The organism is Streptomyces sp. NPDC001970, assembly GCF_053594115.1.
Map to the genome: position 1 here is coordinate 1 of NZ_JBSFDW010000065.1, position 23,745 is coordinate 23,745.

The following is a 23,745-nucleotide window of genomic DNA, read 5'->3' on the forward strand; positions in this document are numbered from 1 at the left end:
ATGCTCCGCGACGGGACCTTCTACGAGGCACGCGGTCCCGAACCCGCCCACGCATGACCAGATCGGGCTTGACGAAAGACATAGAGGCACCCCCCACGGCGGACCACCCACGCACTCGTCGCCGACACGGCCGCCCGGCTCGAACAGCACCGCATGGCCCGGGTGAGCGAGCAGCAGCATTACAAGGCCGAGCAGGGCGGACGCGATCTGCTGCACCGGGAAGCCGGAAGCGGCACGTGGCTCAAGCCGCGCTACCAGCACATCGTGGTCGACGAGGCGCAGGATCTGTCTGCCTCGCACTGGCGGATGCTGCGCGCCATGGTGCCCGAGGGGCCCGACGACATCTTCCTCGTCGGCGACGCCCACCAGCGGATCTACTCGCACCAAGTGGTCCTGGGACGCCTCGGAATCCGCACCCCGGGCCGCGCCTCCCGACGTCTGACGCTCAACTACCGCACCACGCGGCAGATCCTGGGCAGCGCGCGCACGGCCTGGTGGACGGCGAGTCCTTCGACGACCTGGACGACCAACCCGACACCCTCGACGGATACCGTTCGGTGCTGACTGGCCTCGCCCCGCAGTTCTGGCGGGCCCCCGACTGGGGAACCGAGATGCGGGCGCTCGCCACTCTGATCCAGGAGCGCCACGACCGGTACGGCACGCCTTATGCGGCGATGGCGGTGTGCGTCCCGGACGGTGCGTCCGCGACCCGGATGGCCGCCACGCTGGGATCAGCACCGTTCGGCATCCCTGCCGTCGAGATCGGCCGCGACGGGCCCGGCAGGGGCGAGGGCGTACGGATCGGCACCATGTACCGCTTCAAGGGGCTGGAGTTCCAACGGGTGTTTCTGGCCTCCGTGGGCGACGGCCAGGTCCCGCACCAGCGCATCGAGACCTTCCGGCTCACCGATCCCCCGCGCTATCAGCGGGAGCAGAAGCGGGCCCGTTCACTGCTGTTCGTCGCCGCGACCCGCGCACGTGACGAACTCGTGGTGAGCTGGCACGGCAGGGCCAGCCGCTTCCTCCCGGAGTCCGCGGACCGCTTCGCTTACAGCGCGAGCGGGTTCCTCGCCGGAGACGGCCCTCCGTCCGGCTCTCATGCGGCGTGAATTCGCCTGACCGCGGCACCAAGACCCGCTACGGTCGAACGGACTCACAGAACGAACAGAGCATCCGGCGAGCAGATTTCGCCCAGCAGAGGGGGCACAGTGCGGGCGTGGACGGTGCGCGGTGGCCAGTTCGGGGAGCGCGAACAGCAGGCACTCACCGAGGGGTTGACGATCGCGGGCTGGGAGGAGACCGGTGATCTCAGCGGCTGCGGGTCGGCCGGCGAGGTCGGCGATCTACTCACGGCGGCCTACCCCGACGAGTCTCAGAGGACCATCGACAACTGGAAGCACCAGCTGTGGCGCTTCATCTCGATGGACACCGGAGACTTCGTCGTCATGCCCCGTAAGCACCTGCCTGTGGTGGCCGTCGGGCGGTTGACCGGCGGCTACGAGTACCGCGCGAAGGCAGCACCCGGTTTCCGTCATGTGCGGCCCGTCGACTGGGTGCGCCCGGCGGTGGAGCGCGCCGCGATCGGTGGTGACCTCCGGGACAGCATGGGCGCCTTCTCGACCGTCAGCGAACTGTCACGCCGCGATGCCGCCGAGCGCGTGCGGTCGCTTGCCGAGACGGGGACCGACCCCGGCTACGAAGGCGGGATCGAGCCTCCCGCCGACATCGCGGCACTCGCGCGCGACGTCCAGGAGGACGGCACCCGTCAGCTGACGGCCCGCGATCTCATCGGCCTGTGGGGCTGGTACCGTCGCACCCCCGATGTCATCGACCTGGTCGATCAGGACCTGGCGGCGCGGGGACTGCGGGTAGAACCGCACTTCGCCGAAGGCCAGCTCGACGGGCTGGTCACCGTGTCCAGCCAGGAACCCGCCGCGGGAGAGGAGAGCAGCGACGGGACAGCAGCACATGGACCCGCAACTCCGCGCGACAGCCTGAGCACCGACGGTGCCAAGGCCCGGGACCTCAGCTGGCGGATCGGGAACCTCCCCTTCGTCCAGGATGTGGTGACTGTGGGCTGGGAAGCCGCCTTGAGCAGCGCCATCACCCCCATGATCGAGTACGACTACTCGCAGCTGCCGGTGGTGGACCGGCACAACGTCCTGCGAGGAGTGGTCACCTGGGAGGACATCGCACGCGCCCACCTGGGCAAGCGGGACGGGACCATCGCAGACGTCCTGAACCCTCACCCCCAGACTGCGCGCGAACAAGAGGAACTCTTCGCACGTATCGGCGACATCCAGCGCCACGGTTTCCTGATCATCGTGGACACCGAGTACGCCGTGCGCGGCATCCTCACGGCCACGGACCTTGCAGGTCAGCTCCGACAGCGCGTCGAACCCTTCACCTTGCTGGAAGAAGTGGAACGCCGACTCCGACGCATGACCCACCGCTTCACCGCGGACGAACTTCCCCAGGAGATCCGGTCCAAGCGGGCGAACGGCCGCCAGTTCACCCTGGGCCAGTACAAGTTCCTTCTCGCAGACGCGTACTGCTGGGCCAAACTCGACTGGCCCTATGGACAGCAGGACATGCTCGCCCGCCTCAAGACCGTCGCGGACTACCGCAACGCTCTCGCCCATTGGGCTGTCGACGCACCGGCGGAGGACGCAACCTCGCTCGCCGCGACGCGGCAGTTGCTGAAGCTCCTCAAGGTCATCGATCACGATCCGAGGCCCTGAAACACCAGAGGGTATTGAGCTGGGGCTGATGGTGTTTCGGATTCTCCGGGATCCCACCAGCCGGGACGCCCCCGTCAATGCCCGAGCCAATAAGTGGGGCGACGCGCTCCCCGAGAGCACCCTGGCGGGGCGGTACTGGTGCTGCGCTGGTTCCGTGAACGCGGCTGTGTGCACTGCCTGGCAAGGGACTCCGGGATCTCCCAGGCCACCGGCTACCGCTACCTGCACGAGGGCATCGACGTCCTCGCCCCGCAAGCCCCCGACCTGCACGAGGTGTTGGACCGCAGCCACGCCGAGGGCATGACGCACGTGGTGCTCGACGGCACCCTCATCGCCTGCGACCGCCTTGCGGGCGTCCGTGACAACGGCAACGACCTGTGGTTCAGCCAGAAACACGAGAGTTTCGGCGGGAACGTGCAGTTCCTGTCCGCGCCGGAGGGTACCCCGTTGTGGATCTCCGACGTCGAGCCCGGCTCCACCCCGGACATCACCGCCGCCCGACGGCATGCGCTGCCCGCGCTGTACAAGGCCGCCGCCGATGGCCTGCCCACCCTGACCGACAAGGGCTACATCGGCGCCGGAATCGGCATCCACGTCCCGATCCGCCGCCCCAAAGGCCAGCCCGAGAAGGCACTCGACATCGACACCCACATGACGAACGTGCTGATCAGACACATCCGCGCGCTCGGCGAACGCACCGCCGCCGAACTCAAGGAACGCTGGCGTGCGCTCAAGCACATCAGCCTCAGCCCCAGCCGGATCGGCGACATCGCCCGCGCCGCGCTTGTCCTCAACAAGCAATGGAAGTGATCTTCACTGAGAAATCCTCAGTGGCCCGACACTCGCTACGGGTGGTTCACAGAAGACGACCTGAGAGGCCGTCGCGGAGTGCACCCCTCATCGCAACCGGGCATCCATAGCGTGTACGCGGCGTGAAATTGTCCAACCAAACGTCTCTCGGCCCTCTGGAGATCGCCGGTGTGCAGCGCTGGGACATCGACGCGGCACGACACTCCGCGCCATGGCCGAAATCTTCCTCCAGCAGTGCTGCTGAGATCGGCAGCGGCATCACTGCTCGCCGCCGCCGAGCCGACCACGGATCAGTTGATCAGCGGACGTCGTCCCAAACTCGCCGACCTCACCGCCGCGCGGGCGCGCTTGCAGCGCACGAGCCCCATGCCGCCCGCGCGCCCCGCACGCTGGCTAATTCCAGAGCCGGAGACCCCGTCCACGCGTCGTCGATCCCCGGCCCGAGCCTACCGATAACCACACAAGCCGGGCCCGGCCGACACCTCAGACCGGCCCCGTGAATCGAGCGCCCCAACGGCGTCTTCGCCACTATCACCGCAGCGAAGCGTGTCCCGAAACGGTTCTTCTTCGGTAGTGGCAGGTCCGGGCTCGGGCGGTCTGGTCGGGACCGACGTTTGGAGTACTAGCCGCGGACGGCCTCGATGATCAGCTGCACGATGCCTAGTGCGGGTGCTGCCGCAGCCAGTCCTTCGAGCGACTCCTGAAGCCGCCCGGCGAATCTGGCAATCCGCCCCTGGTCCGCATTCTCCACGGTGGCGGCGTTGACAAGGTTGGCGTGGTCCTGAGTGACGTCCTCGCGCTGATCGCCCATCAGGCTGGGGCTCAGCCGTTCCACTTCTTCCTGGAGCTTGGCGAGCAGGGTGGCCAGATCCGCGGATTCGGCCGGCTGTGCAGCCGCCCCCACATTGTAGGAATTGTGGTCTCCGATCTGGGAACCCGAGATGTCGCCGCCGCCGGTCTTGATTTCGATCTTGCTCATACCGTCCTCCTGTGGGATCAGTTGTGCAAATCGGGGTGGTTCCCCGTTGTGTAGGAGTTGTCCTTGCCCATCTGAACGTCCGAGATGCTGCCGCCGCCGGTGTCGGCCTTGATGCTCTCGTCGTTCCCGGTGGCATTGATTCCGAAGCTGGGGGCGATGATCGGGGAGATGGCCACCGAGAGCTGTCCGACCGACCTGTCCTTGTCCGGCTTCTCGTCCCCGGGATCCAGCTTCGACATCGTCTCGGTCAAGGCGACGCCCAGAGCCTCCGGCGTTTCGTAGCGGTCGCCCACGTGCCCGACCCCCCGGAACACCCGCATGCCCAGGACGCCAAGGTGGTCCGGCAGCGAGCGCGGGCCGTGCCCGGTCGTGGGGGTGGCCGGGTAGGGAGCCTCACCCTTGGGGTGCAGGAAGCGGTAGAGGATCGCGGAGAGCGCGAAGGCGTCGTCAGCCGGGGTGGGGATCCGCCGGCCCTCCGCCCGCGACTCGGGCGTCCAGTACTCCGACGGCTCGGACTGCAGCAGTGGCATCCCCGAGCCCACTGCCGTGCCGAAGCCCCAGCCGACGACGTACAGTTGATCGGGATCGAAGTCCTTGAGGCGGAGGTTCTCGGGACGGATGTCCCCGTGGGTAAGGCGGTCCTTCAGTCGGCTGAGGGTGTCGCACGCCTCCACGATCCACTTCACGGCCTGAGCGGGGCTCACCTCGATTCCCTTGCGGTGATCCTCCAGCTTCCGCTGGAGCGAGGGGCCTTCGATCCGGTGGAACAGTGACCAGTCCCCGCACGGAGCCACGCTCTGGGGCACCTGATAGTCGGTGTGGGAGATGGCATCGTGAACGCGGAGCAGCACTTCTCGTTGCCCCAGGTAGAGCACCGCCTCCAGCATCTGCTTGCTGTCGCCGTGCTCCACATGGCAGGTCGGCAGAGACTGCGTGGAGTCCGAGCGCCATTTGATCGCGTATCGCGCCCTCTTGAGGTCCTGCTCCGTCCCGTTCCAGCCCAGGCCCAGGCTCTCCGACAGATCCACCGGCCATCTGCGCTCCGCCCAGCTGCGCATGATGTGGTTGGCCCAGGCCCACGTGCCGCCCTTGCGAACCAGCAGGCCCAACTCGCGCAGACCGTCCAGGCCCGCGAGACTGCTGTCGTCGAACCGGGCCTTGAAGGTCGCTGCGTCATGACCGTGGGCGATGAGGGGGGTGACCTCGGCGAGGAGGGACAACGTCGCCTCGCGGTCCGCGGAGTGGCCGAGCATTCCAATGACCGCGTCGTCCCGGGTCGACAACCACGTGGCGGCCTCGTCGACCAGGCCCACGTCGACCACGGTCCGTCGCTTCTCGCGCAGGAACTGCGTGACCTGGTTGCCGATCAGGTGGATGTGCAGAGGATGGCCCTGTGTGACCTCCCAGACTCTGAGGACCGCGGCGGGCATCGCCTCGACCGGCTCGGGGAAGCCCTGATGGAAGAGCATGAGCGTGTCCTTCTCGTCGAACGGGCCGAGGAGCAGAGGCTCGTTGAGCTCGTTCAAGAAGGAGGTACCCGCGAGGAGTCCACTCAGCTCCGTGTAGGTCGACGCCCCTCCGAACAGCATCTCCACGTCGCCGCTGTCCTTCAGCCCGTACAGCTTGCCCAGCGCCCTGTCCAGGATGTGTTCACGCTCGAACTGCTTCAGCAGGTCCGGGAATCCGTCGATGATCAACAGCAGGACGACGCTCTGCCCCGGCCACAGCCCTCGGCGGACCTCGTACCACCACTCCTGGAAGTCGAGAACGCTGCGGCCCGCGAAAGGACCCACGTCGGGAGCCTGGCCGACGAACGCCTGGCGTACCGTGAGCCGGACCGCCTTGGCGATGTCGGCGATCGGGGAATCGTCCGTCACGTCGACCGAGTTGGCGGCGAGCAGGACGGGGAACGCCCGGGGCGTGCGCCACTGGTCCGGAGGCAGCGGAGCGCTCGCGCCGACGGGGCGGATCTCGGCCAGCCGGCGCAGGAGTGAGCTCTTGCCCGCCTTGCACGCGCCGATCATGAACACCGATCCGGTGTTGGTGCCGGTGGTGTTCTCGTAGTGCCGGCTCAGCTCCTGGAGCTCCTTTGTCCGGCCGACGAACATCTCCGGTCCGACCCACTGGGCGCGGAACCGGGACTTGATTACCTGCTCGGGCGGAACGCTCACGACGTCCGTGACCGCCTTACCAGTGGTGACCGTGCCGTCGGTCAGACTCGCCATGCCCTCCACCGTGATCGGCGACCGCTCGCCGGGCACGACGAGGAGACAGGTCTGCGTCCCGCCCGCCTCCACTCCGTCAACGGCGACCTCCGCCTCCGGGCCCGCGCCCTTCACCCCCACGGTGACGGCCGAAAGCGGCTCCCGGCCCGCACGCACCAGGACCTGCACCTCCACCGGCCCGTCACCCATCCTCGTGGCCTTCTGGACGCGAAGCGTCAGGGGCTGCCTGCCGCCCGCACCCCGCCGGATATGGGCGCGGGCGATCCGGTCCCACCGCGCCCCCAACGACCGGGACACCGCGTGGCTCGCGGTGTGCAGAGCCTGGGAGATGAGGTTGTCGGCGAGCCCGGCCTGCTCCCGCAGCCCGGTCTCGACGAAGCTGGCGTGGGACTCCCTGCGGGGCGCGCCGACGAGGTGCGTCGCGGCGCTGTCGTCGGCCAGCCGCGTGGCCAGCCCGTGCCAGAGTTCGCCCAACCGCTCCAGAGCCCTCGCATCCTGCGGACCGGCCAGCTCCGCCAAACGGTCGGCCACCTCCCGCAGCCGTACCGGGAGGGCGGCCGGATCGGCGGCGCACGTGTCGTCAACGAACCGGGCGGTCTCCGGCGGCAGCGCGGCGGGGTCCTTCTCTGAGATCAAGGAGCTGCCTCTGGAGAACTCCTCCTCACTCACCGGGCTGCCGGCGTCGCGCAGGGCGAAGGCGGCCTTGTGGTAGCCCTCGGCGTAGGAGACACGCGCGCAGAATGCGAGCATTTCCCGCAGGACCTCCAGCCGGTCCGCCGCCTCGTCGACCCGCGCCAGCCAGTCGCGGTGCGCCTCAAGGACCAGTCCCCGTGCCTCCAGCAGCCGGGCGGAGATGCGCAGCCGGGCGTCACGTTCCCGGCGGACCGCCGCGGGACTCGCTCCCGGGCGGGTGACGTCGGTACGGACGAACCGCAGGAGCCGGTCCGAGTTTGCCTCCAGGTGGGCCGCGACACGGTCGAGGTGCTCGGCCTCCAGTGCCGGGACCTCGTGATGGTTGAGGACCTCGAGGCTGTCCTCGGCGAACGCCCAGGACAGCAGTGCGTCCAGATCGTCCGGCTCCGGACGGCGCAGCAGCGCGAGCGCCTCGCCGGTCAGATCGGTCGCCTGCTCCCTGTGCGCCAGGACGACGGCGAGCGCGAGGTGCATCTCGGCGGTGCCGGGCCGCTGCCGCCGGGCGAACTCCAGCAGCAACCTGGCCGCGTCGGCGTGCCGCTTGCAGAGATGGGCAATCAGGCCCGCCTCCGCCGCCACCTCCTCCCGGTCGGTGCGCGCGCCGTCGCCGCGCAGCGCCAGGAGGTCCGCCGCCTGGGTGTAGTTCCCCTGCGTGCAGGCGAGTTGGACGAGGATACGGACCCCGGTGGACAGGTGGCTGAAGACCTCCGCCACGGACCGAGCGTCGTCTTTCATGTCGGCCTCGATCAGACAGGCGGCCGCGCACTGTGCCAGGCCCTCCTCTCTCGGGTGCTGGTCGAGCAGGGTGACGAAGACCTGCGCGGCCCGCTCCCAGTCCTCCCGCTCCACGGCCTCGAGCGCGGGAAGGGCATCCTGCGCGAACTCCGCGGGGACGCTCCTGGCGAGCGCGGCCCTGTCGGTCTTCGGCTGGAACCAGGACAGCGCCTTGACCCGCAGCGCGTCCGCTTCCGCGCCGTAGTCGATGACCAGCCGCTGCACGGCCTCCGCGTCCGACACCTCGCTGTGGATGATGCCGTGCACCACCCCCTGGCCCAGCGTGGGCAGCTCGCGCCGACGGCCTCCCACGTTGTCCCGCAGCGTGGCAGCTTCGGCGGAGGTCGGCTTCTTGCGCAGGGCGAGGTCCGTGTACGTCAACACGCCCGCCTCGTCACCCTCGCGCTGGGCCAGCTTGGCCAGGCTGAGATTCAGCTCGAAACCGGCACGGGCGGCGGTGTGGTGCTTCTCCAGGCGCTTGTGCAGGATCCGCTCGCGGTGGAGCTCGCCGGCCAGCCGGACCGCTGGCGCCAGCAGGGCGGCGGCCGCCCCGCTCCGGTCGATCCATTCGAGGAGCATGTTCCACGCCTCCTCACGGTGCCCGCCGACGGTCAGCACGGACGCCATCTCCGCGGCGCCCTTCGGCTTGGGCTGCGGCACCTGGGCCCACAGGCTGCGCATGGTGGCCACGTAGCCGGTCACGTCGGCCGAGGTCCCAGCCCGCATGGCCCGGCGGACCGGTCCGCCCGCAAGGTAGAAGGTGTGGTCGCTGGGCTCGTTCCGGCAGCGGGCGATCCGCCTGGCAGCCTCCTCGGCGTCGGCGTTGACCGCCTGCCCGCGCGGGCCGGGTTCGGGCCGCGCTGGCTCGGGCGCCACGCGGACCATGGAGCCGTGCGAACCCGCCGTCGGCGGCACGGGACGGCCGAGTGAGGAGAACAGCGCCCGCAGGTTGTGCAACTGCTGCGCCTGGTACTGCCGCGGCGTCACCCGGGCGTGGTACGCGAAGGTGGCCGCGGCCTCCTCCGCGTGACCTGCCGCGGCGAACGCACAGCCCAGGTTCCACGCTGCCGCCGCGCCCAGCCAGAAGTCGTGCGCCACGCTCCGGTAGAGCTCGATGGCCTCGGCGGGCCGCTGGGCGATCACCAGGGTGCCCATCGCGTTGCCGAGGGCGAGCGACTGTTCGTCGCGCACGGCCCGCACCCAGGCGTCGGCGACCACGCCCGCGGGCGTGTGGGAGGGCAGCCGTTGGGCCTCGTGAATCGACGGAATGGAGGCCTGCGGCTCGATGATCTCCTGCAGGTACACGCGCGGCACCATGTCAGGGTCCAGGGCGCGGGCCGGGCTCGACGCCTGGGAGGGCGGTAGCGGCGGATCGTAGGTAGCGGTCGTGATGCCCGCCTTCCGCGCGGCCGACTCCCGGAGGAAGAGCACGCGCGGCAGCCTGTCCGGCGCGGTCCACGCGACGCAGTCCTGCAGGACTCGTACCGCCGCCGTGTACCGGCCGCCGCCCATGAGCCAGTTCGCGAAGTCCCTGCTGACGTTCTCGTCCCTCTCCTCCCGGACGAGTAGGGTCAGCGTGTCGAGGGCCGCGGCGTCGGGTACCGGGAACCGCAGCGTCCGCAACTGGAGGACGAGCGCGCCGACGACCCACGGCTCGCGCTGGGGCGTGCGGCGGACCGACTCCAGCAGACCGTCGAGGTCCCCGGCCTGCAGACGGTCGCGGAATACCCGCCTTCCCTCCTTCGCGTCGACCGCGGCCGACGCCCGCCCCCCCACACCGACCCCTGTGGCCGGGGCGGACGATGGCTGGCCGCGCAGAGCCTGCAGCCTGCGGACGAGCGGCGCGGTCCAGCTGTCGTCCGCGTCCAAAGCAGCGGCCCGTCCCAGCCGCTCCTCCGCCAGGTCGAGGTCACCGGCCTCGATGGCGTTGCGGGCGAGCTCCACGTGGTGGCGCCAGGAGATGCCGCCGGCGCTCTCGATGCGGTCGACGGCCTGACGGGCCCGCTCCAGGTCGCCCTGCTCCCGGAGGATCCGCAGCAGCAGGAACGCCCCAGGGGACTTGGAGCTGTTCGCCAGCAACTGCTCCAGGCCGAGGCTCGCCTCGTCCACCCGCCCCGCCGCGTAGAGCTGCAGAGCGGACTGCGGGGGAAGCAGCACCGTCGACGGGTCGTGCAGGGAGAGGAACTGCTCCAGTGCGCGCCGCTGCGACGGGTCGATCCGGCCCGGCACGATGGCCCTGAACACCGTCAGGGAGCGCACGCTCTCCTCGACGAACCCGGCCGCCGCGTAGGCGGCGGCGACATTCCATGCCGCCTCTGCGTTGAGGTACAGCTGGCGGCCGAACCGGCGGTACAGGTTGAGCGCATCCCTGGGCCGGCCGGCCGCCACGGCCCAGCCGACCGCGGCTCCGAGCGTGCTGTTGTTGCCGGCTTCCAGCGCCCGGGCGCAGCGCTCCGCCTCCTCCTGGGGCGAGAGCGTCGGCTCGTCGATCCCGGTCTCCGCTTTGCCCGGGCTCTTTCCCGCCACCGGCTGCAGACGCGGCTGCAGCCAGCTCGCGCCGTGCGCCGGGGACAGGTCCGGAAGGTCGGGCGGGGGAAGGGGCGGGTGCCCCAGGTAGAAGACGCGCTCGGCACGCAACCCGTCACCGAGTTGACGAAGGGCGTCGTACTGAAGCTGCCACAACGCGGGGCGGAGAGCGGGCCGGGCGCGTTCGAGGGCTCGATCGGTCAGGTCGACGACCGCGGAGGGGGCGACGTGGAGCAGTTCGCGGGCGATGGACACCACCAGATGGACCGGGCCCGTCGTGCCCAGCGCGTGCAGGTCCTCCAGCGCCTGCTCGCGGTCCACCTCGTCGGCACGGCCCGACCGGTACGCGGCGAGGACACGGGCGGACAGTTCGTTCTCGTCCGCCGCGACTAGGACCCGTGAACCGTCGCCGAGCGTCGGCGGCCGGGACTCCAGTGCCGGTTCGGCATCGTTGCCGGACTCCGGGGGACCCGAGGGCAGAGCCGCCTCGGCATCGGCGACGTAGTGCTCGGCGGACTGCACCTCGCCCTGCTCGACGTACAGGGCTGCGGTCCGCAGATGGCGCTGTACGGCTTCGGCGGTCTCCTCGTCAGCGATCCCGGCGACCGCGGCCGCCCTGACGGCGGCGAGCCGTCCCTCCAGCGCGGCTCTGCGAGCGACGTCCTCCAGCATGTCGAGGCCCTGGCCCGCTTCGGACACGTCCCCTCGGGCCAACGCGTCCAGGATGAGACTGTGCAGGTCCTCCCCGGTGCCGTCCGGGTCCAGGGTGAGTGCGCCGAAGGTATCGTCCGCGCGCCGGCGAATCTCAGTGATCGCCGCCAGGGCCGGCTCGGTCAGCTCGTCCGGGGCACCGGCGGCCCTCGCCACCAGGGCGAGCAGGTGCTGTTGCCCGGGTTTGGCGAACTTCAGGACTTCCTCGGCCACCTTGGTGAGCCAGCTGTCGCCATTCTCGGTGAGCGGGTCGTCGATCTCCGTGTCCAGGTGGACCGCTGCCTCGAGCACCGGGCGCAGCTCGGCCGGGAGGCTATCCAGCGGCGGCCGGCCCGGGGCCGGATAGTCCCACCGGTGGTCGGCGGCTACCTCCAACAGACGGCGAACCCGATCGCAGACGGCCGCGGTGTTCTTAATGATCACGGGCCAGCGCAGTCCGTTGGTCGGAATCGGCTGGAGGCTCCCCTGCCTGCGCCGCTCGGCATTCGCGTGTGCGGCAAGGGCTTCTGGTGAGTGATCGAGGAGCCCGTGGTCATCCACCACGCCCCGGCTGAGATCGTGGAGGATGGCGCCCACCGGTTCGACGAACAGGAAGCGTGTGAACGTACGGTCTACACCAGCAAGCCTGTCCGCTTCGGACCGCAGCCGTTCGGCGTGGTCACGCAGGACGAGTGAGCCTGTGGCACGCACCATCACCGGGCCGGGCTCGGCCGCCAACTCGCCTAAGTAGAACTGAACTTCGCTAGGCAGGGTCCGCTCGGTGAAGAAGGTCCCATCGCCGCTCCTGCCCGTCCAGGCAATGTGCGTCCAGTCCAGGAGCTGAGCGAGCGCCCGATCGCCCGCGGCCAGCGCGGCTTCGTGAAGCCGCGGCAGCAGTGCCGCGTAGCTGTGCACGTACCGGTCGCCGCTCTGCCGCCCCGGCGGGGCGAGCGAGGACAACATCATGAGACGCCGGTGCAGAAGGACGACGAACGGAGCCACACCCCTGAGCACGCCGGTGGAGTACGTGCCCTCCTCGGTGACGCCGCGCCCAGACAGGAACAGTTCAAGGTCCTGAGCTGCAGCGGAAATTGACTTCATGTCCACAAGCGCACCCGCCCCCGTTCCGGTCGCCACACCACCTCGAGCGACAGACCGGAATCCTAATTGAGGACCCTGCACGGAGGGTAGTTGGTGATCGCTTTCGGGCGAAGCGGACTGTGAAAGCGCGTGGCGCACAGCCCAGAAGACCCAAAGGACAAGCCGGTAACCTGCCAGGCGGTGCAGCCCGTCTACTTCGACATAGCCTTCGCGCCCGGCCGGATCGGAGAGTCTGAGATGGAGAATGCCGAGCGGTGTACAGGTTGCGCTGCAGCCCGTTCCCGCACCCGCCAGACTGACAAAGCCACACGCCATGGTCAGAGCCTTACAGTGTCATGGCACCGGCTGGGTGGGGTCGCAGTCGACTGGGTGGAAGGTGTAGTTCCAGGTGCCGTGGATGGTGCGGCGCTCGAGCGGCAGGGCGACGAAGCGCTCCTCGCTGATCGCGATGCCCGGTGGCGTAGTCGCCGGTGTCCAGGGCCGCCTCGACACGTAGTCCGGCCCGGGTTGTGCTGGGGGCGATCGTCATGATGTCCACGTCATGGCTAGTCAGCGGACGGCCGCGCCAGTTATGGGTGATATGCCAGAAACACAGCTGACACCCCTACGGTCCCGGCGCCCGTTGAGCCCACCTTGCGTTCCTTCGCGAGCCGGTCAGATCTCCCGCATCAGGCCCGCGGCTGGCACTCCATGGACAGCGAACAGGCAGGTTTTTCGAAGACGCGATCTACGGAACTGGCCCCTCAACACTCCCGACCTGCACCGTCGGCGAAGTGACGCCCCATCAGGACGAGCGTCATGATATCGCCCGTAGCGCCCACAACGCACATCGACAAAAGCGCAGGTCAGCGGCCCTTTTCGACGGGCTCGAGGATCGCGACGCATTCCACATGATGGGTCATCGGGAACAGGTCGAACGCCCGCAGCGTCCGCGGCTTGTACCCGTTCTCCCGGAAGTACGCCAGGTCCCGCGCCAGCGCCGCCGGGTCGCACGCGACGTACGCGATGCGGCGGGCGCCGAGGCCCGAGACGTACTCGACGGTGGAGCGGCCGGCGCCCGCGCGGGGCGGGTCGAGGACGACGAGGTCCGCGTCGGTGATGCCGGTGCGCGGGAGGACGGATTCGACCTTGCCCTGTTCGATCCGGACGCGCGGGAGGTCCTGGAGGTTGTGGCGGGCGTCCTCGACGGCGCGCTTGCCGGACTCGATGCCGAGGACCGCGCCCTTCTCGCCGACGCGCTGGCCGATGGCGCCCGCGAAGAGGCCCACGCCGCAGTAGAGGTCGAGGGCCATGTCGCCCTTGCGCGGCATCAGTCCCTGCATGACGGCCTGGACGAGGGTCTCGGCCGCCTTCGGGTGGACCTGCCAGAAGCCGCCCATGCCGACGCGGTAGGTGCGGTCGTCGGCGCGCTCGCGGACGAAGGGGCGGCCGTGGACGCGGTGGACGCTGCCGTCCTTCTCGTGGATCCGCAGGACGGAGACGGGCTTGTCGAGCTCCACGATCGGCAGCCGGGCGCCGGGGCGCGGGGTGAGGATCACCTGGCGGTCGCCGGAGCCGGTCGCGGCGATGGCCTCGATGGAGGCCATGCCCTCCCAGGTGCGCTTCTCGATGCCGAGTTCGGTGACGCCCGGGGCCGCGATCATGCAGTGCTCGACGGGCTCGACCTCGTGGGAGCGGTGGCGCCGCAGACCCGCCCTCCCGGAGGCGTCGACGGCGTACTGGACACGGGTGCGCCAGGCAGGCACCTCACCCGCGGGCAGCTTGTCCCCCTCAGCCGGCATGACCGTGCCGTCCCAGCCGGCCTCCTCGGGGGTGAGGCCCGCGAGCCGCTTCAGCTGCTCGGCGACGACCTCGCCCTTGAAGCGGCGCTGGGCCCCCGGCTTGGCGTGCTGCCAGTCGCAGCCGCCGCACTTGCCGGGGCCGGAGTACGGGCAGGGCGCCTCGACGCGGTCCTTGGACGCCTCCAGGACACGTACGGCATCGGCGCGCAGATAGCGGGAGCCCTCCTCGCCCTCGGTGATCCGGGCGACGACCTTCTCACCGGGCAGCGCGTGCCGCACGAACAGCACCCGCCCCTCCTCGGTGCGGGCGATGCAGTGACCGCCGTGTGCGACGGGGCCGACCTCGACCTCGTACTCCTCCCCGACGAGTGAAGACTCAGGTGCGTTCTGCATGACGGGGACAGCTCCAGGGATACGAGAGGGGGCCGTCGCCCTGTGCGGACGACAGCCCCCCAGTCTACGTGGGTGCGAGGGCGCCTCAGCCCTTGCCGCTGGCCTCCTTGGACCGCTCGTTCACGGGGCCGCGCCGCACCGAGCCCGGTGCGTTCCACTCCTGCCGCTTCTTCGCCCGTGCCTTCGCGAGTTCGGAGGACTGCAGCTGGTAGGGCACCGACGTCACCATGACGCCCGGGGTGAACAGCAGACGGCCCTTCAGGCGCAGGGCGCTCTGGTTGTGGAGCAGATGCTCCCACCAGCGGCCGACCACGTACTCGGGGATGATCACACTGACGGCGTCGCGCGGGCTCTCGCGCCGCAGGCCCTTCACGTAATCGATGATCGGGCGGGTGATCTCGCGGTACGGCGAGTGGAGGATCTTCAGCGGTACGTTGATGCCGCGCCGCTCCCACTCCTCCTTGAGCGCCTTGGTCTCCGCCGGGTCGACGTCGATGCTGAGCGCCTCCAGCCTGTCGGAGCGCATCAGCTGTGCGTAGGCGAGGGCGCGCAGGGTCGGCCGGTGGAGCTTGGAGACGAGCACGATGGAGTGGACCCGGGAGGGGCGCACGGTGTCGTCGGTCGGCTCGTCGGGGGCGGCGATCTCCTCGGCGACCCGGTCGTAGTGCTTGCGGATCGCCGTCATCGTCCCGTAGAAGATCACCATGCCGAGCAGGGCGACCCACGCACCGTGCGTGAACTTGGTGACCAGCACGACGACGAGCACCAGGCCGGTGAAGAAGGCGCCGAAGGCGTTGATCGCGCGCGAGCGGACCATGTGACGGCGCCTGGCCGGGTCGCGCTCGGTCTTCAGATGGCGGTTCCAGTGCCGGACCATGCCGGTCTGGCTGAGCGTGAACGAGACGAAGACGCCGACGATGTAGAGCTGGATCAGCTTGGTGGAGTCGGCTCCGTACACCCAGACCAGCAGTATGGCCGCGCCGGCGAGCAGCACGATGCCGTTGGAGAAGGCGAGCCGGTCGCCGCGGGTGTGCAGCTGGCGCGGCAGGTAGCGGTCCTGGGCGAGGATCGAGCCGAGGAGCGGGAAGCCGTTGTACGCGGTGTTCGCGGCCAGGAAGAGGACGAGGGCCGTGGCCGCGGCGAGCACGACGAAGAAGAACGTTCCGTCACCGAAGACGGCGGCCGCGACCTGCGAGATCACCGGGTCCTGGACGTAGTCGGAGCCGACCGGAGTGCCATTGCTGAGCAGGTCGTGCGCGGGGTTCTCGGCCATCTTGACGTCGGTGGCCATGGCGAGCCCGATGATGCCGCAGAACATGGTGACGGCCAGGCCGCCCATGAGGAGCAGCGTGGTCGCGGCGTTCTTGCTCTTGGGCTTGCGGAAGGCGGGGACGCCGTTGCTGATGGCCTCGACGCCGGTGAGCGCGGCACAGCCGGAGGAGAAGGCGCGCAGCAGCAGGAAGACGAGCGCGAAGCCGGCGAGCCCCTGCTCCTCGGCCTTGATCTCGAAGCCGGCGGTCGGGGCCTGCATGGTGTCGTCGAGGACGAGGCCCTGGAAGGCGCCCCACGCGATCATGGTGAAGACGCCGAAGACGAAGACGTAGGTCGGGATGGCGAAGAGCTTGCCCGACTCCTTCACGCCGCGCAGGTTCATCAGCGTGAGCAGCACGATGATGACGATGGCGCTCAGCACCTTGTGCTCGACGACGAAGGGGATCGCGGAGCCGAGGTTCTCCACGCCGGAGGAGATCGACACGGCGACGGTCAGGACGTAGTCGACGAGCAGCGCACTGGCGACGGTGAGGCCGGCCTTGGGCCCGAGGTTGGTGTTCGCCACCTCGTAGTCGCCGCCGCCGCTGGGGTACGCATGGACGTTCTGCCGGTACGAGGCGACGACCGTGAACATCAGGACCACGACGGCGACCGCGATCCAGGGGCTGAAGTGGTACGCCGACACACCCGCGATCGAGAGGACCAGCAGGACTTCTCCCGGGGCGTACGCCACCGAGGACAGCGGGTCGGAGGCGAAGACGGGGAGTGCGATGCGCTTCGGCAGGAGCGTTTCTCCGAGCCTGTCGCTGCGCAGCGCCCTGCCGATCAGGATCCGTTTGGGAATGTCGGTCAGTTTGGACACGCAGAGGATCGTAAGGGCTTCATATTGATCGCGCCCACCCGCTGTGCCTTCTGGTAATGAAACGCACGTTGCCGCCACGCTGCGACAACGAACGCTCACACAAGGCCACCATTCCGGGACCGCGTCACGTTCCGTATCGCGGATCGGTGCAGTGTGCAGCGCCATGGGTACCTCGGATGAGGGCAACCCCGGCGCCGCGTCATAAGCTCGTCAAGGGCAACAACCGCACGCCGATGCCCCCGTCGTTGCCCGGCAGAGCCGAGAGAAAAGAGTCAGCAGGGTGTTTGCGCAGGTCAGCGGGATGACCAGGACTGCGGGGTAAGTAGGTGCACATCGTCATCATGGGCTGCGGGCGAGTGGGAGCGGCACTTGCGCAGACCCTCGAGCAGCAGGGGCACACGGTCGCCGTCGTCGATCAGGACCCCACGGCCTTCCGCCGGCTCGGCTCCGGCTTCGGGGGCCGCCGCGTCACCGGTGTCGGCTTCGACCAGGACACGCTGCGCGAGGCGGGGATCGAGGAGGCCGGCGCGTTCGCCGCGGTGAGCAGCGGCGACAACTCGAACATCATCGCCGCGCGGGTCGCGCGCGAGATGTTCGGCATCGAGAACGTGGCCGCCCGGATCTACGACCCGCGGCGCGCCGAGGTGTACCAGCGCCTCGGCATCCCGACCGTCGCCACGGTCCGGTGGACCGCCGACCAGATGCTGCGGCGGCTCCTGCCGTCCGGGGCCGAGCCGCTGTGGCGGGACCCGAGTGGTGGCGTGCAGCTGGCCGAGGTGCACACGTCCCCGGCCTGGATCGGCCACAAGGTGAGCAAGCTGCAGGACGAGACGGGCGTGCGCGTCGCGTTCCTCACCCGGCTCGGCGAGGCGGTGCTGCCGACGTCGCAGACGGTGCTGCAGGAAGGCGATCTGGTCCACGTGATGATGCGTACGGACGAGGTCGAGAAGGTCGAGGCGGCGTTCGCCCAGGGTCCCGAGGAGGGCGGTCACTGATGCGGGTCGCGATTGCAGGGGCCGGCGCGGTGGGGCGTTCCATCGCGGGAGAGCTGCTGGAGAACGGGCACGAGGTGCTTCTGATCGACAAGGCGCCCACCGCCATCTCGGTGGAGCGGGTGCCTCAGGCGGAGTGGCTCCTGGCCGACGCCTGCGAGATCACGTCGCTGGACGAGGCGGCGCTGCAGCGCTGCAACGTCGTGATCGCGGCGACCGGTGACGACAAGGTGAACCTGGTCGTGTCGCTGCTGGCCAAGACCGAGTACGGCGTGCCGCGTGTGGTCGCCCGGGTGAACAACCCCAAGAACGAGTGGCTCTTCAACGAGTCCTGGGGCGTCGACGTCGCGGTGTCGACTCCGCGTCTGATGTCGGCGCTGGTCGAGGAGGCGGTGAGCGTCGGCGACCTGGTCCGGCTGCTGCGCTTCAGCCATGGCGACGCGAACCTGGTCGAGCTGACGCTGCCGCCGGAGTCGGCGCTGGCGGGGACGCAGGTCGGGGACGTGGCATGGCCGGAGGACACGTCGCTCGTGACGATCATCCGCGGGCCGCGTGTGCTGACGCCGCACTCCGAGGAGACGCTGGAGCCGGGGGACGAACTGCTCTTCGTCGCGGCCCAGGCGCGGGAGGAGCAGCTGGAGGATCTGCTCTCGGTGCGCCGCGAGGACACGACGACGAGCTGACGCTCGTCACGCACGGGCCGGGGCCCGGGGGACCGAAACGGTTCCCCGGGCCCCGCCGCGTGACGGCGGGGCCTGCAGCATGGGCATGGGAAAGGCCCGGAACCGTGCGGTCCCGGGCCTTGAGTCCTGGCTTCGCGCGCGTACCCGGTACCGCCCCCGTGGGCCCGGGCGTCCGTCCTCCATCGCCGGGACGGACTCGGAACGGGCCCACCGGCCGTCGACCCGGTAGTCCTCCGCCCGCCAGGGCGCAGGGACCAAGGGATTCGTGACGGAGCCCTCGATGCAGGAAGGGACGAGGACAGGCAAGGACGGGCCGAAAGCCCCTACGCCTCCGGCTCGCGCGCGGCCGCGGCCTTGCGGGCCTCTTCCTCGCGCTCCTTCGCCTCCATCTCCGCGAAGACATCGATCGGCGGCGGCGCCTTCGCGAGGAAGACCCAGGTCAGATACACCGCGAGGAGGAACGGCGGGATCTTGAGGGTGACGAGGACCCAGCCGAGCTGGGTGGTGTCCGCCCACCAGTAGAGGGGGAAGAGGATCGCGCACTTGGCGAGGAGGATCAGGCCCCACGCCCAGCTGGCCTTCGCGTAGGCCTTCTTGCGGCCGGGGTTACGGGTGCGCCAGGAGAGGTTCTCCTTGAAGACCGGGCCGAGGATCAGCCCGATCAGCGGGACGCCCGCGAGCGTCGTGATGATGTAGGCGAGGGCCAGGCCCAGCGTGTACAGCATGCCCGGCAGATAGAAGTCCTTCGCGTTGCCGGTCATCATCGCGAAGACGACACCGAAGGCGACCCCGAAGACGCCGCTGAACGCGTGCTTCACGGTGTCTCTGCGGATCAGCCGTACGGCGACGAGCAGCAGCGAGAGGCCGAGTGCCGCGATCGCCGAGATGTGCAGGTCCTTGTTGATCGTGAAGATCGTGACGAAGAGCAGCCCGGGCAGGACCGTCTCCACCGTGCCCCTGATGCCGCCGAAGGCCTCGAACAGGGCCGCTTCCGTGACGGCCTTGCCGTCGTGGTGGCCGCCGTTTTCCTGTTCCTGCGCGGTCGGCTTGTCGAGAGACGTCACCGGCTACTCCTGTCCGAGCGGTCGGAGCTCGTATTTGGGATTGAACAGCACCCGCCGGCCGTGACTCATGGCGATCCGGCCCGAGGCGATCATCTTGCGGCCCGGCTCTATGCCCACGATCGAGCGCCGGCCCAGCCACACCACGTCCAGGGCGGCGGAGCCGTCGAACAGCTCCGCCTCCAGGGCCGGCACTCCGGCCCTGGGTCGCAGGGTGACCGTGCGCAAGGTACCAGTCACCTTGACTATCTGGCGGTCGCCGCAGTCGGAGATCCGCGTGCAACCCGACGCGTGCGAATCCTCCTGGAGCTCCTCGGACTCGAGATCCTCCTGGGAGCTGGACAGGCGGTCGAGCATCCGGCGGAAACGGCCCGCCGGCCTCTCGGCCTTCTCGGATCGGGGTGCAGCACTCATACAGAAAGCGTACCGGGGTACCACTGGGCCCCGGTCAAGTGCCGAGCACGTGCCGGTCGGGCATCGGGTGCGGCACCTGCGACGTTCGCCGACGCCGTGTCCCGACGCCGGACTCAGCGCTCGAAGCGGTAGCCCATCCCGGGCTCCGTGACGAAGTGCTTCGGGTGCGACGGGTCCGCCTCGAGCTTGCGCCGCAGTTGCGCCATGTACACCCGCAGGTAGTTCGTCTCGGTGCCGTACGAGGGCCCCCAGACCTCCTGGAGCAGCTGCCGCTGGCTGACGAGCCGCCCGGTGTTGCGGACCAGCACCTCGAGCAAGTGCCATTCGGTCGGCGTGAGGCGTACGTCCTTGCCGTCCCGGTTGACCTTCTTCGCGGCGAGGTCGACGGTGAAGCCCTCGGTCTCGACGAGGACGATCTCGTCGTCGCCGCCCGCAGGCTCGGCCCTGCGCACCGCGGCGCGCAGCCTGGCCAGCAGTTCGTCCATCCCGAACGGCTTGGTCACGTAGTCGTCGGCACCCGCGTCCAGCGCCTCGACCTTCTCGTCGGAGGTGTGCCGGGCGGAGAGCACCAGGATCGGTACACGGGTCCAGCCGCGCAGGCCCTTGATCACCTCGACGCCGTCCATGTCCGGCAGGCCGAGGTCGAGGACGACGACATCGGGATGGCGTGCCGCAGCGAGCTGCAGCGCGGTCGTCCCGTCGGGGGCCGCATCGACTTCGTACTTGCGCGCCTTCAGGTTGATCACGAGGGCGCGTACGATCTGCGGCTCGTCGTCGACCACGAGCACTCGGGTCATGAGTGCCTTCCTTTCATCTCTCGTCCGTGCGTCGGGTGGCCGGGGGCCGGTGGGCAGGGGGGTCGGATCAGCCGGTGATCCGGGCGGGGACTTCCTGGCCGGCCGGAACGAATCCGGGCGCTGCCTGGAGGGTGAGGACCATGGTCAGCCCGCCGCCGGGAGTGTCCTCTGCAGTCAGTGTGCCGCCCATCGCCTCGACGAAGCCGCGGGCGACGGCGAGGCCAAGTCCGACGCCGGAGCCGTGCGGGACGTCGCCGTACCGCTGGAAGGGCTCGAAGATTCGTTCCTTCGCGTCGTCCGGGACGCCGATGCCGCGGTCCACGACCCGTACCTCGACACGGTCCGCGATCGCACTGGCGGACACCACGACGGGTGTCGCGTCGGGGCTGTACTTGACGGCGTTCTCGACGACGTTGGCGACGGCCCGCTCCAGCAGTCCCTTGTCGACGCGCACGATGGGCAGCGTCTCGGGGATGTCCAGCTCGACCGCGTTGTCGGGCACACCGACGAGCGCCATGGGGACGACCTCGTCGAGGTCGATCTCGCGGATCACCGGCATGACGGTGCCGGTCTGGAGACGGGACATGTCGAGCAGATTGCCGACCAGGTTGTCGAGCCGGTCCGCGCCCGCCTCGATGCTCTCGAGGAGCTCGGCCTGATCCTCCTCGGACCATTCCACGTCGTCGGAGCGGAGCGAGCTGACGGCGGCCTTGATGGCCGCGAGCGGCGTGCGCAGATCGTGGCTGACGGCCGCGAGCAGGGACGTACGGATCTTGTTGCCCTCGGCGAGCTTGCGGGCCTCCTCGGCCTCGCCGACGAGGCGCTGGCGGTCGAGGACGACGGCGGCCTGGGCGGCGAAGGCGCCGAGCACGCGGCGGTCCTCGGCGGGCAGCACCCGCCCGGTCAGCGCGAGCGCCAAGTGGTCGCCGACGGGCATGTCGACATCGGCGTCCTCGGGACGGTCGACCGGATTCCGGCCCACGCTGCCCGCGCACACCCAGGGATCGATGTCGCTCGCGCGCTCCAGCAGGGCCACCGACTCCATGGCGAACGTCTCGCGCACCCGCTCCAGCAACGCTTCCAGGCTCGTCTCGCCGCGCAGCACGCTGCCGGCCAGGAACGACAGGATCTCCGACTCGGCGCGCAGCCGAGCGGCCTGGTGGGTCCGCCGGGCCGCGATGTCGACGACCCACGCGACCGAGACGGCGACGGCCACGAAGACCGCGATGGCCACGATGTTCCTCGGGTCGGCGATCGTCAGCCGATGGATCGGTGGCGTGAAGTAGTAGTTCAGCAGCAGGGATCCGAACGCGGCCGATGCCAGGGCCGGGAACAGCCCGCCGAGCAGCGCCGCGGCCACGGTCAGCGACAGGAACAGCAGCATGTCGTTGGCAAGGCCGAGGTCCGCATCGACGTGGGCCAGCAGCAGCGTGAGCAGGGCGGGCCCCACGATGCCGACCAACCAGCCCCAGAGGATCCGGGAGCGGCCGAGCCGGGCACCACGGGCGACGGGTAGGCCCCGGCCTCGGCCCACCTCGTCGTGGGTGACGATGTGGACGTCGAGGTCGGGCCCCGACTCACGGGCGACGGTCGCGCTGACGCCGGGCCCGAAGGCGTACTGCCAGGTGCGGCGACGGCTGGCGCCGAGCACGATCTGGGTGGCGTTGACGCCCCGCGCGAAGTCCAGCAGCGCCGTGGGCACATCGTCGCCGATGACGTGGTGGAAGGTCCCGCCGAGATCCTCGACCAGGGTGCGCTGGACCGCCAGCTCCTTCGGGGACGCGGACGTCAGGCCGTCGCTGCGGGCGATGTAGACGGCGAGCACCTCGCCACCGGCGCCCTTCTCCGCGAGCCGGGCGGCGCGGCGGATGAGGGTGCGTCCCTCGGGGCCGCCGGTGAGTCCGACGACGATGCGCTCGCGGGCCTGCCAGGTGGAGCGGATGTTGTGTTCGCCGCGGTACTGCTGGAGGTACTCGTCGACGCGGTCGGCGACCCAGAGCAGGGCCAGCTCGCGCAGAGCGGTGAGGTTCCCGGGCCGGAAGTAGTTGGACAGGGCCGCGTCGACCTTGTCCGGCTTGTAGATGTTGCCGTGCGCCATGCGGCGGCGCACCGCCTGCGGGGACATGTCGACCAGTTCGATCTGGTCGGCACGGCGCACGACCTCGTCCGGCACCGTCTCCCGCTGCCGTACGCCCGTTATCGACTCGACGACATCGCCGAGCGACTCCAGGTGCTGGATGTTGACGGTCGAGACGACGTCGATCCCGGCCGCGAGGAGTTCCTCGACGTCCTGCCAGCGCTTGGCGTTGCGCGAACCGGGCACGTTCGTGTGGGCCAGTTCGTCCACGAGGGCGACGGCGGGACGGCGCCGAAGCACCGCGTCGACGTCCATCTCCGTGAAGGTGGTGCCGCGGTACTCCATGGTCCGGCGCGGGATCTGCTCCAGGCCGTGCAGCATGACCTCGGTCCGCGGCCGGTCGTGGTGCTCCACGAAGCCGACCACGCAGTCGGTGCCGCGCTCGACGCGACGGTGTGCCTCGGAGAGCATCGAGTACGTCTTGCCGACGCCCGGTGCCGCCCCGAGGTAGATCCGCAGTTTGCCGCGTCCCATGGCCCCATTGTCCTCGAATCACAGCCGCGCGGCGGCTGCTGCGTCCACTGCGGACGCCCCTTGAAGTTACAACCCTTAAATCCGGCAAATCGGACAGGATGTGCTGCTCAGGGACGTATTGACGCGATTCTGATGCGCGTCGGTGCTCTCCGTGATCCGCGTACGACCGCTCGCCGCTCCTACTGCTCGGTGATCTCGCCGTCGCTCAGTTCGAGCACCCGGTCGGCGAGGCCGAGCAGCTGGATGTCGTGCGTGGCGACCAGGGCGGTCACGCCCTCGCTGTGGACCACGGCGCGCAGCAGTTCCATCACCGCGAGGCCGGTCTCCGCGTCGAGCTGGC

At 69.7% G+C, this 23,745-nt stretch carries 14 protein-coding genes and 2 pseudogenes; 6 read left to right on the plus strand and 10 right to left on the minus strand.

Going from position 1 to position 23,745, the window contains the following annotated elements; translation table 11 throughout:
• The first annotated feature begins 162 nt into the window (after nt 1-162).
• The 4 genes from ACWCP0_RS40040 (at nt 163) to ACWCP0_RS40055 (ending at nt 3,551) form a co-directional block, all read left to right on the plus strand.
• Nucleotides 163-564, plus strand: coding sequence for a UvrD-helicase domain-containing protein (locus ACWCP0_RS40040; RefSeq protein WP_451083645.1), 402 nt, complete (start codon nt 163-165; stop codon nt 562-564).
• The gene (locus ACWCP0_RS40045; protein ID WP_451083646.1) at nt 495-1,109 is read left to right on the plus strand and encodes a 3'-5' exonuclease; all 615 of its coding nucleotides are present in this window, start codon (nt 495-497) and stop codon (nt 1,107-1,109) included. Before ACWCP0_RS40040 ends, ACWCP0_RS40045 begins: the two co-directional genes overlap by 70 nt.
• A 99-nt stretch (nt 1,110-1,208) precedes the next feature.
• Nucleotides 1,209-2,741 (plus strand): CBS domain-containing protein, encoded by a 1,533-nt coding sequence (locus ACWCP0_RS40050; RefSeq protein WP_451083647.1) that lies wholly within the window; start codon nt 1,209-1,211, stop codon nt 2,739-2,741.
• 138 nt (nt 2,742-2,879) lie between these two features.
• Entirely contained in the window at nt 2,880-3,551 is a 672-nt protein-coding gene (locus ACWCP0_RS40055; RefSeq protein WP_451083648.1) for a transposase family protein, read from the plus strand.
• A 622-nt stretch (nt 3,552-4,173) separates the two neighbouring features.
• On the opposite strand, the gene ACWCP0_RS40060 is transcribed toward ACWCP0_RS40055, so the two are convergent.
• The 5 genes and pseudogenes from ACWCP0_RS40060 to ACWCP0_RS40080 form a co-directional block, all read right to left on the minus strand.
• Nucleotides 4,174-4,530 carry a hypothetical protein gene (locus ACWCP0_RS40060; RefSeq protein WP_451083649.1) on the minus strand — a complete coding sequence of 119 codons (357 nt, stop codon included), beginning with the start codon at nt 4,528-4,530 and terminating at the stop codon, nt 4,174-4,176.
• 17 nt (nt 4,531-4,547) lie between these two features.
• Nucleotides 4,548-12,539 carry a hypothetical protein gene (locus ACWCP0_RS40065; protein WP_451083650.1) on the minus strand — a complete coding sequence of 2,664 codons (7,992 nt, stop codon included), beginning with the start codon at nt 12,537-12,539 and terminating at the stop codon, nt 4,548-4,550.
• Nucleotides 12,540-12,905: 366 nt separating this feature from the next.
• Nucleotides 12,906-13,128, minus strand: a pseudogene (locus tag ACWCP0_RS40070) (ISAzo13-like element transposase-related protein); the annotation flags it as partial.
• Nucleotides 13,129-13,384: 256 nt separating this feature from the next.
• Nucleotides 13,385-14,713, minus strand: coding sequence for a class I SAM-dependent RNA methyltransferase (locus ACWCP0_RS40075; protein ID WP_451083651.1), 1,329 nt, complete (start codon nt 14,711-14,713; stop codon nt 13,385-13,387).
• Between the two features lie 85 nt (nt 14,714-14,798).
• Nucleotides 14,799-16,847 carry an APC family permease gene (locus tag ACWCP0_RS40080; protein WP_451083652.1) on the minus strand — a complete coding sequence of 683 codons (2,049 nt, stop codon included), beginning with the start codon at nt 16,845-16,847 and terminating at the stop codon, nt 14,799-14,801.
• A 326-nt stretch (nt 16,848-17,173) separates the two neighbouring features.
• Between ACWCP0_RS40080 and ACWCP0_RS40085 the strand changes: the two genes are divergently transcribed.
• Together ACWCP0_RS40085 and ACWCP0_RS40090 are read left to right on the plus strand one after the other, a co-directional pair.
• Nucleotides 17,174-17,842, plus strand: a complete 669-nt coding sequence (locus ACWCP0_RS40085; RefSeq protein ID WP_451083653.1) for a potassium channel family protein — start codon at nt 17,174-17,176, stop codon at nt 17,840-17,842.
• Complete coding sequence (locus tag ACWCP0_RS40090) at nt 17,842-18,522, plus strand: potassium channel family protein (RefSeq protein ID WP_451083654.1); 681 nt, start codon at nt 17,842-17,844, stop codon at nt 18,520-18,522. Before ACWCP0_RS40085 ends, ACWCP0_RS40090 begins: the two co-directional genes overlap by 1 nt.
• Nucleotides 18,523-18,845: 323 nt before the next feature.
• Here ACWCP0_RS40090 and ACWCP0_RS40095 read toward each other — a convergent pair whose 3' ends face one another.
• The 5 genes and pseudogenes from ACWCP0_RS40095 to ACWCP0_RS40115 all read right to left on the minus strand — a co-directional run.
• The gene (locus ACWCP0_RS40095; RefSeq protein ID WP_451083655.1) at nt 18,846-19,586 is read right to left on the minus strand and encodes a DUF3159 domain-containing protein; all 741 of its coding nucleotides are present in this window, start codon (nt 19,584-19,586) and stop codon (nt 18,846-18,848) included.
• A gap of 3 nt (nt 19,587-19,589) precedes the next feature.
• A complete protein-coding gene (locus ACWCP0_RS40100) occupies nt 19,590-19,997 on the minus strand; it encodes an OB-fold nucleic acid binding domain-containing protein (RefSeq protein ID WP_451083656.1) in 408 nt (135 codons plus the stop codon).
• A gap of 113 nt (nt 19,998-20,110) precedes the next feature.
• Nucleotides 20,111-20,794 (minus strand): response regulator, encoded by a 684-nt coding sequence (locus tag ACWCP0_RS40105; RefSeq protein ID WP_451083657.1) that lies wholly within the window; start codon nt 20,792-20,794, stop codon nt 20,111-20,113.
• A gap of 67 nt (nt 20,795-20,861) precedes the next feature.
• On the minus strand, nt 20,862-23,405 hold the full coding sequence (locus ACWCP0_RS40110) for an ATP-binding protein (protein ID WP_451083658.1): 2,544 nt from the start codon (nt 23,403-23,405) through the stop codon (nt 20,862-20,864).
• 179 nt (nt 23,406-23,584) lie between these two features.
• Nucleotides 23,585-23,745, minus strand: a pseudogene (locus ACWCP0_RS40115) (ABC transporter ATP-binding protein); the annotation flags it as partial.

Bases quoted from the DNA above. Each gene is read 5' to 3' on its own strand.
- ACWCP0_RS40065 (WP_451083650.1), bottom strand. From the start codon at position 12,539: ATGAAGTCAATTTCCGCTGCAGCTCAGGACCTTGAACTGTTCCTGTCT.
- ACWCP0_RS40110 (WP_451083658.1), bottom strand. From the start codon at position 23,405: ATGGGACGCGGCAAACTGCGGATCTACCTCGGGGCGGCACCGGGCGTC.
- ACWCP0_RS40075 (WP_451083651.1), bottom strand. From the start codon at position 14,713: ATGCAGAACGCACCTGAGTCTTCACTCGTCGGGGAGGAGTACGAGGTC.
- ACWCP0_RS40105 (WP_451083657.1), bottom strand. From the start codon at position 20,794: ATGACCCGAGTGCTCGTGGTCGACGACGAGCCGCAGATCGTACGCGCC.
- ACWCP0_RS40090 (WP_451083654.1), top strand. From the start codon at position 17,842: ATGCGGGTCGCGATTGCAGGGGCCGGCGCGGTGGGGCGTTCCATCGCG.
- ACWCP0_RS40100 (WP_451083656.1), bottom strand. From the start codon at position 19,997: ATGAGTGCTGCACCCCGATCCGAGAAGGCCGAGAGGCCGGCGGGCCGT.
- ACWCP0_RS40060 (WP_451083649.1), bottom strand. From the start codon at position 4,530: ATGAGCAAGATCGAAATCAAGACCGGCGGCGGCGACATCTCGGGTTCC.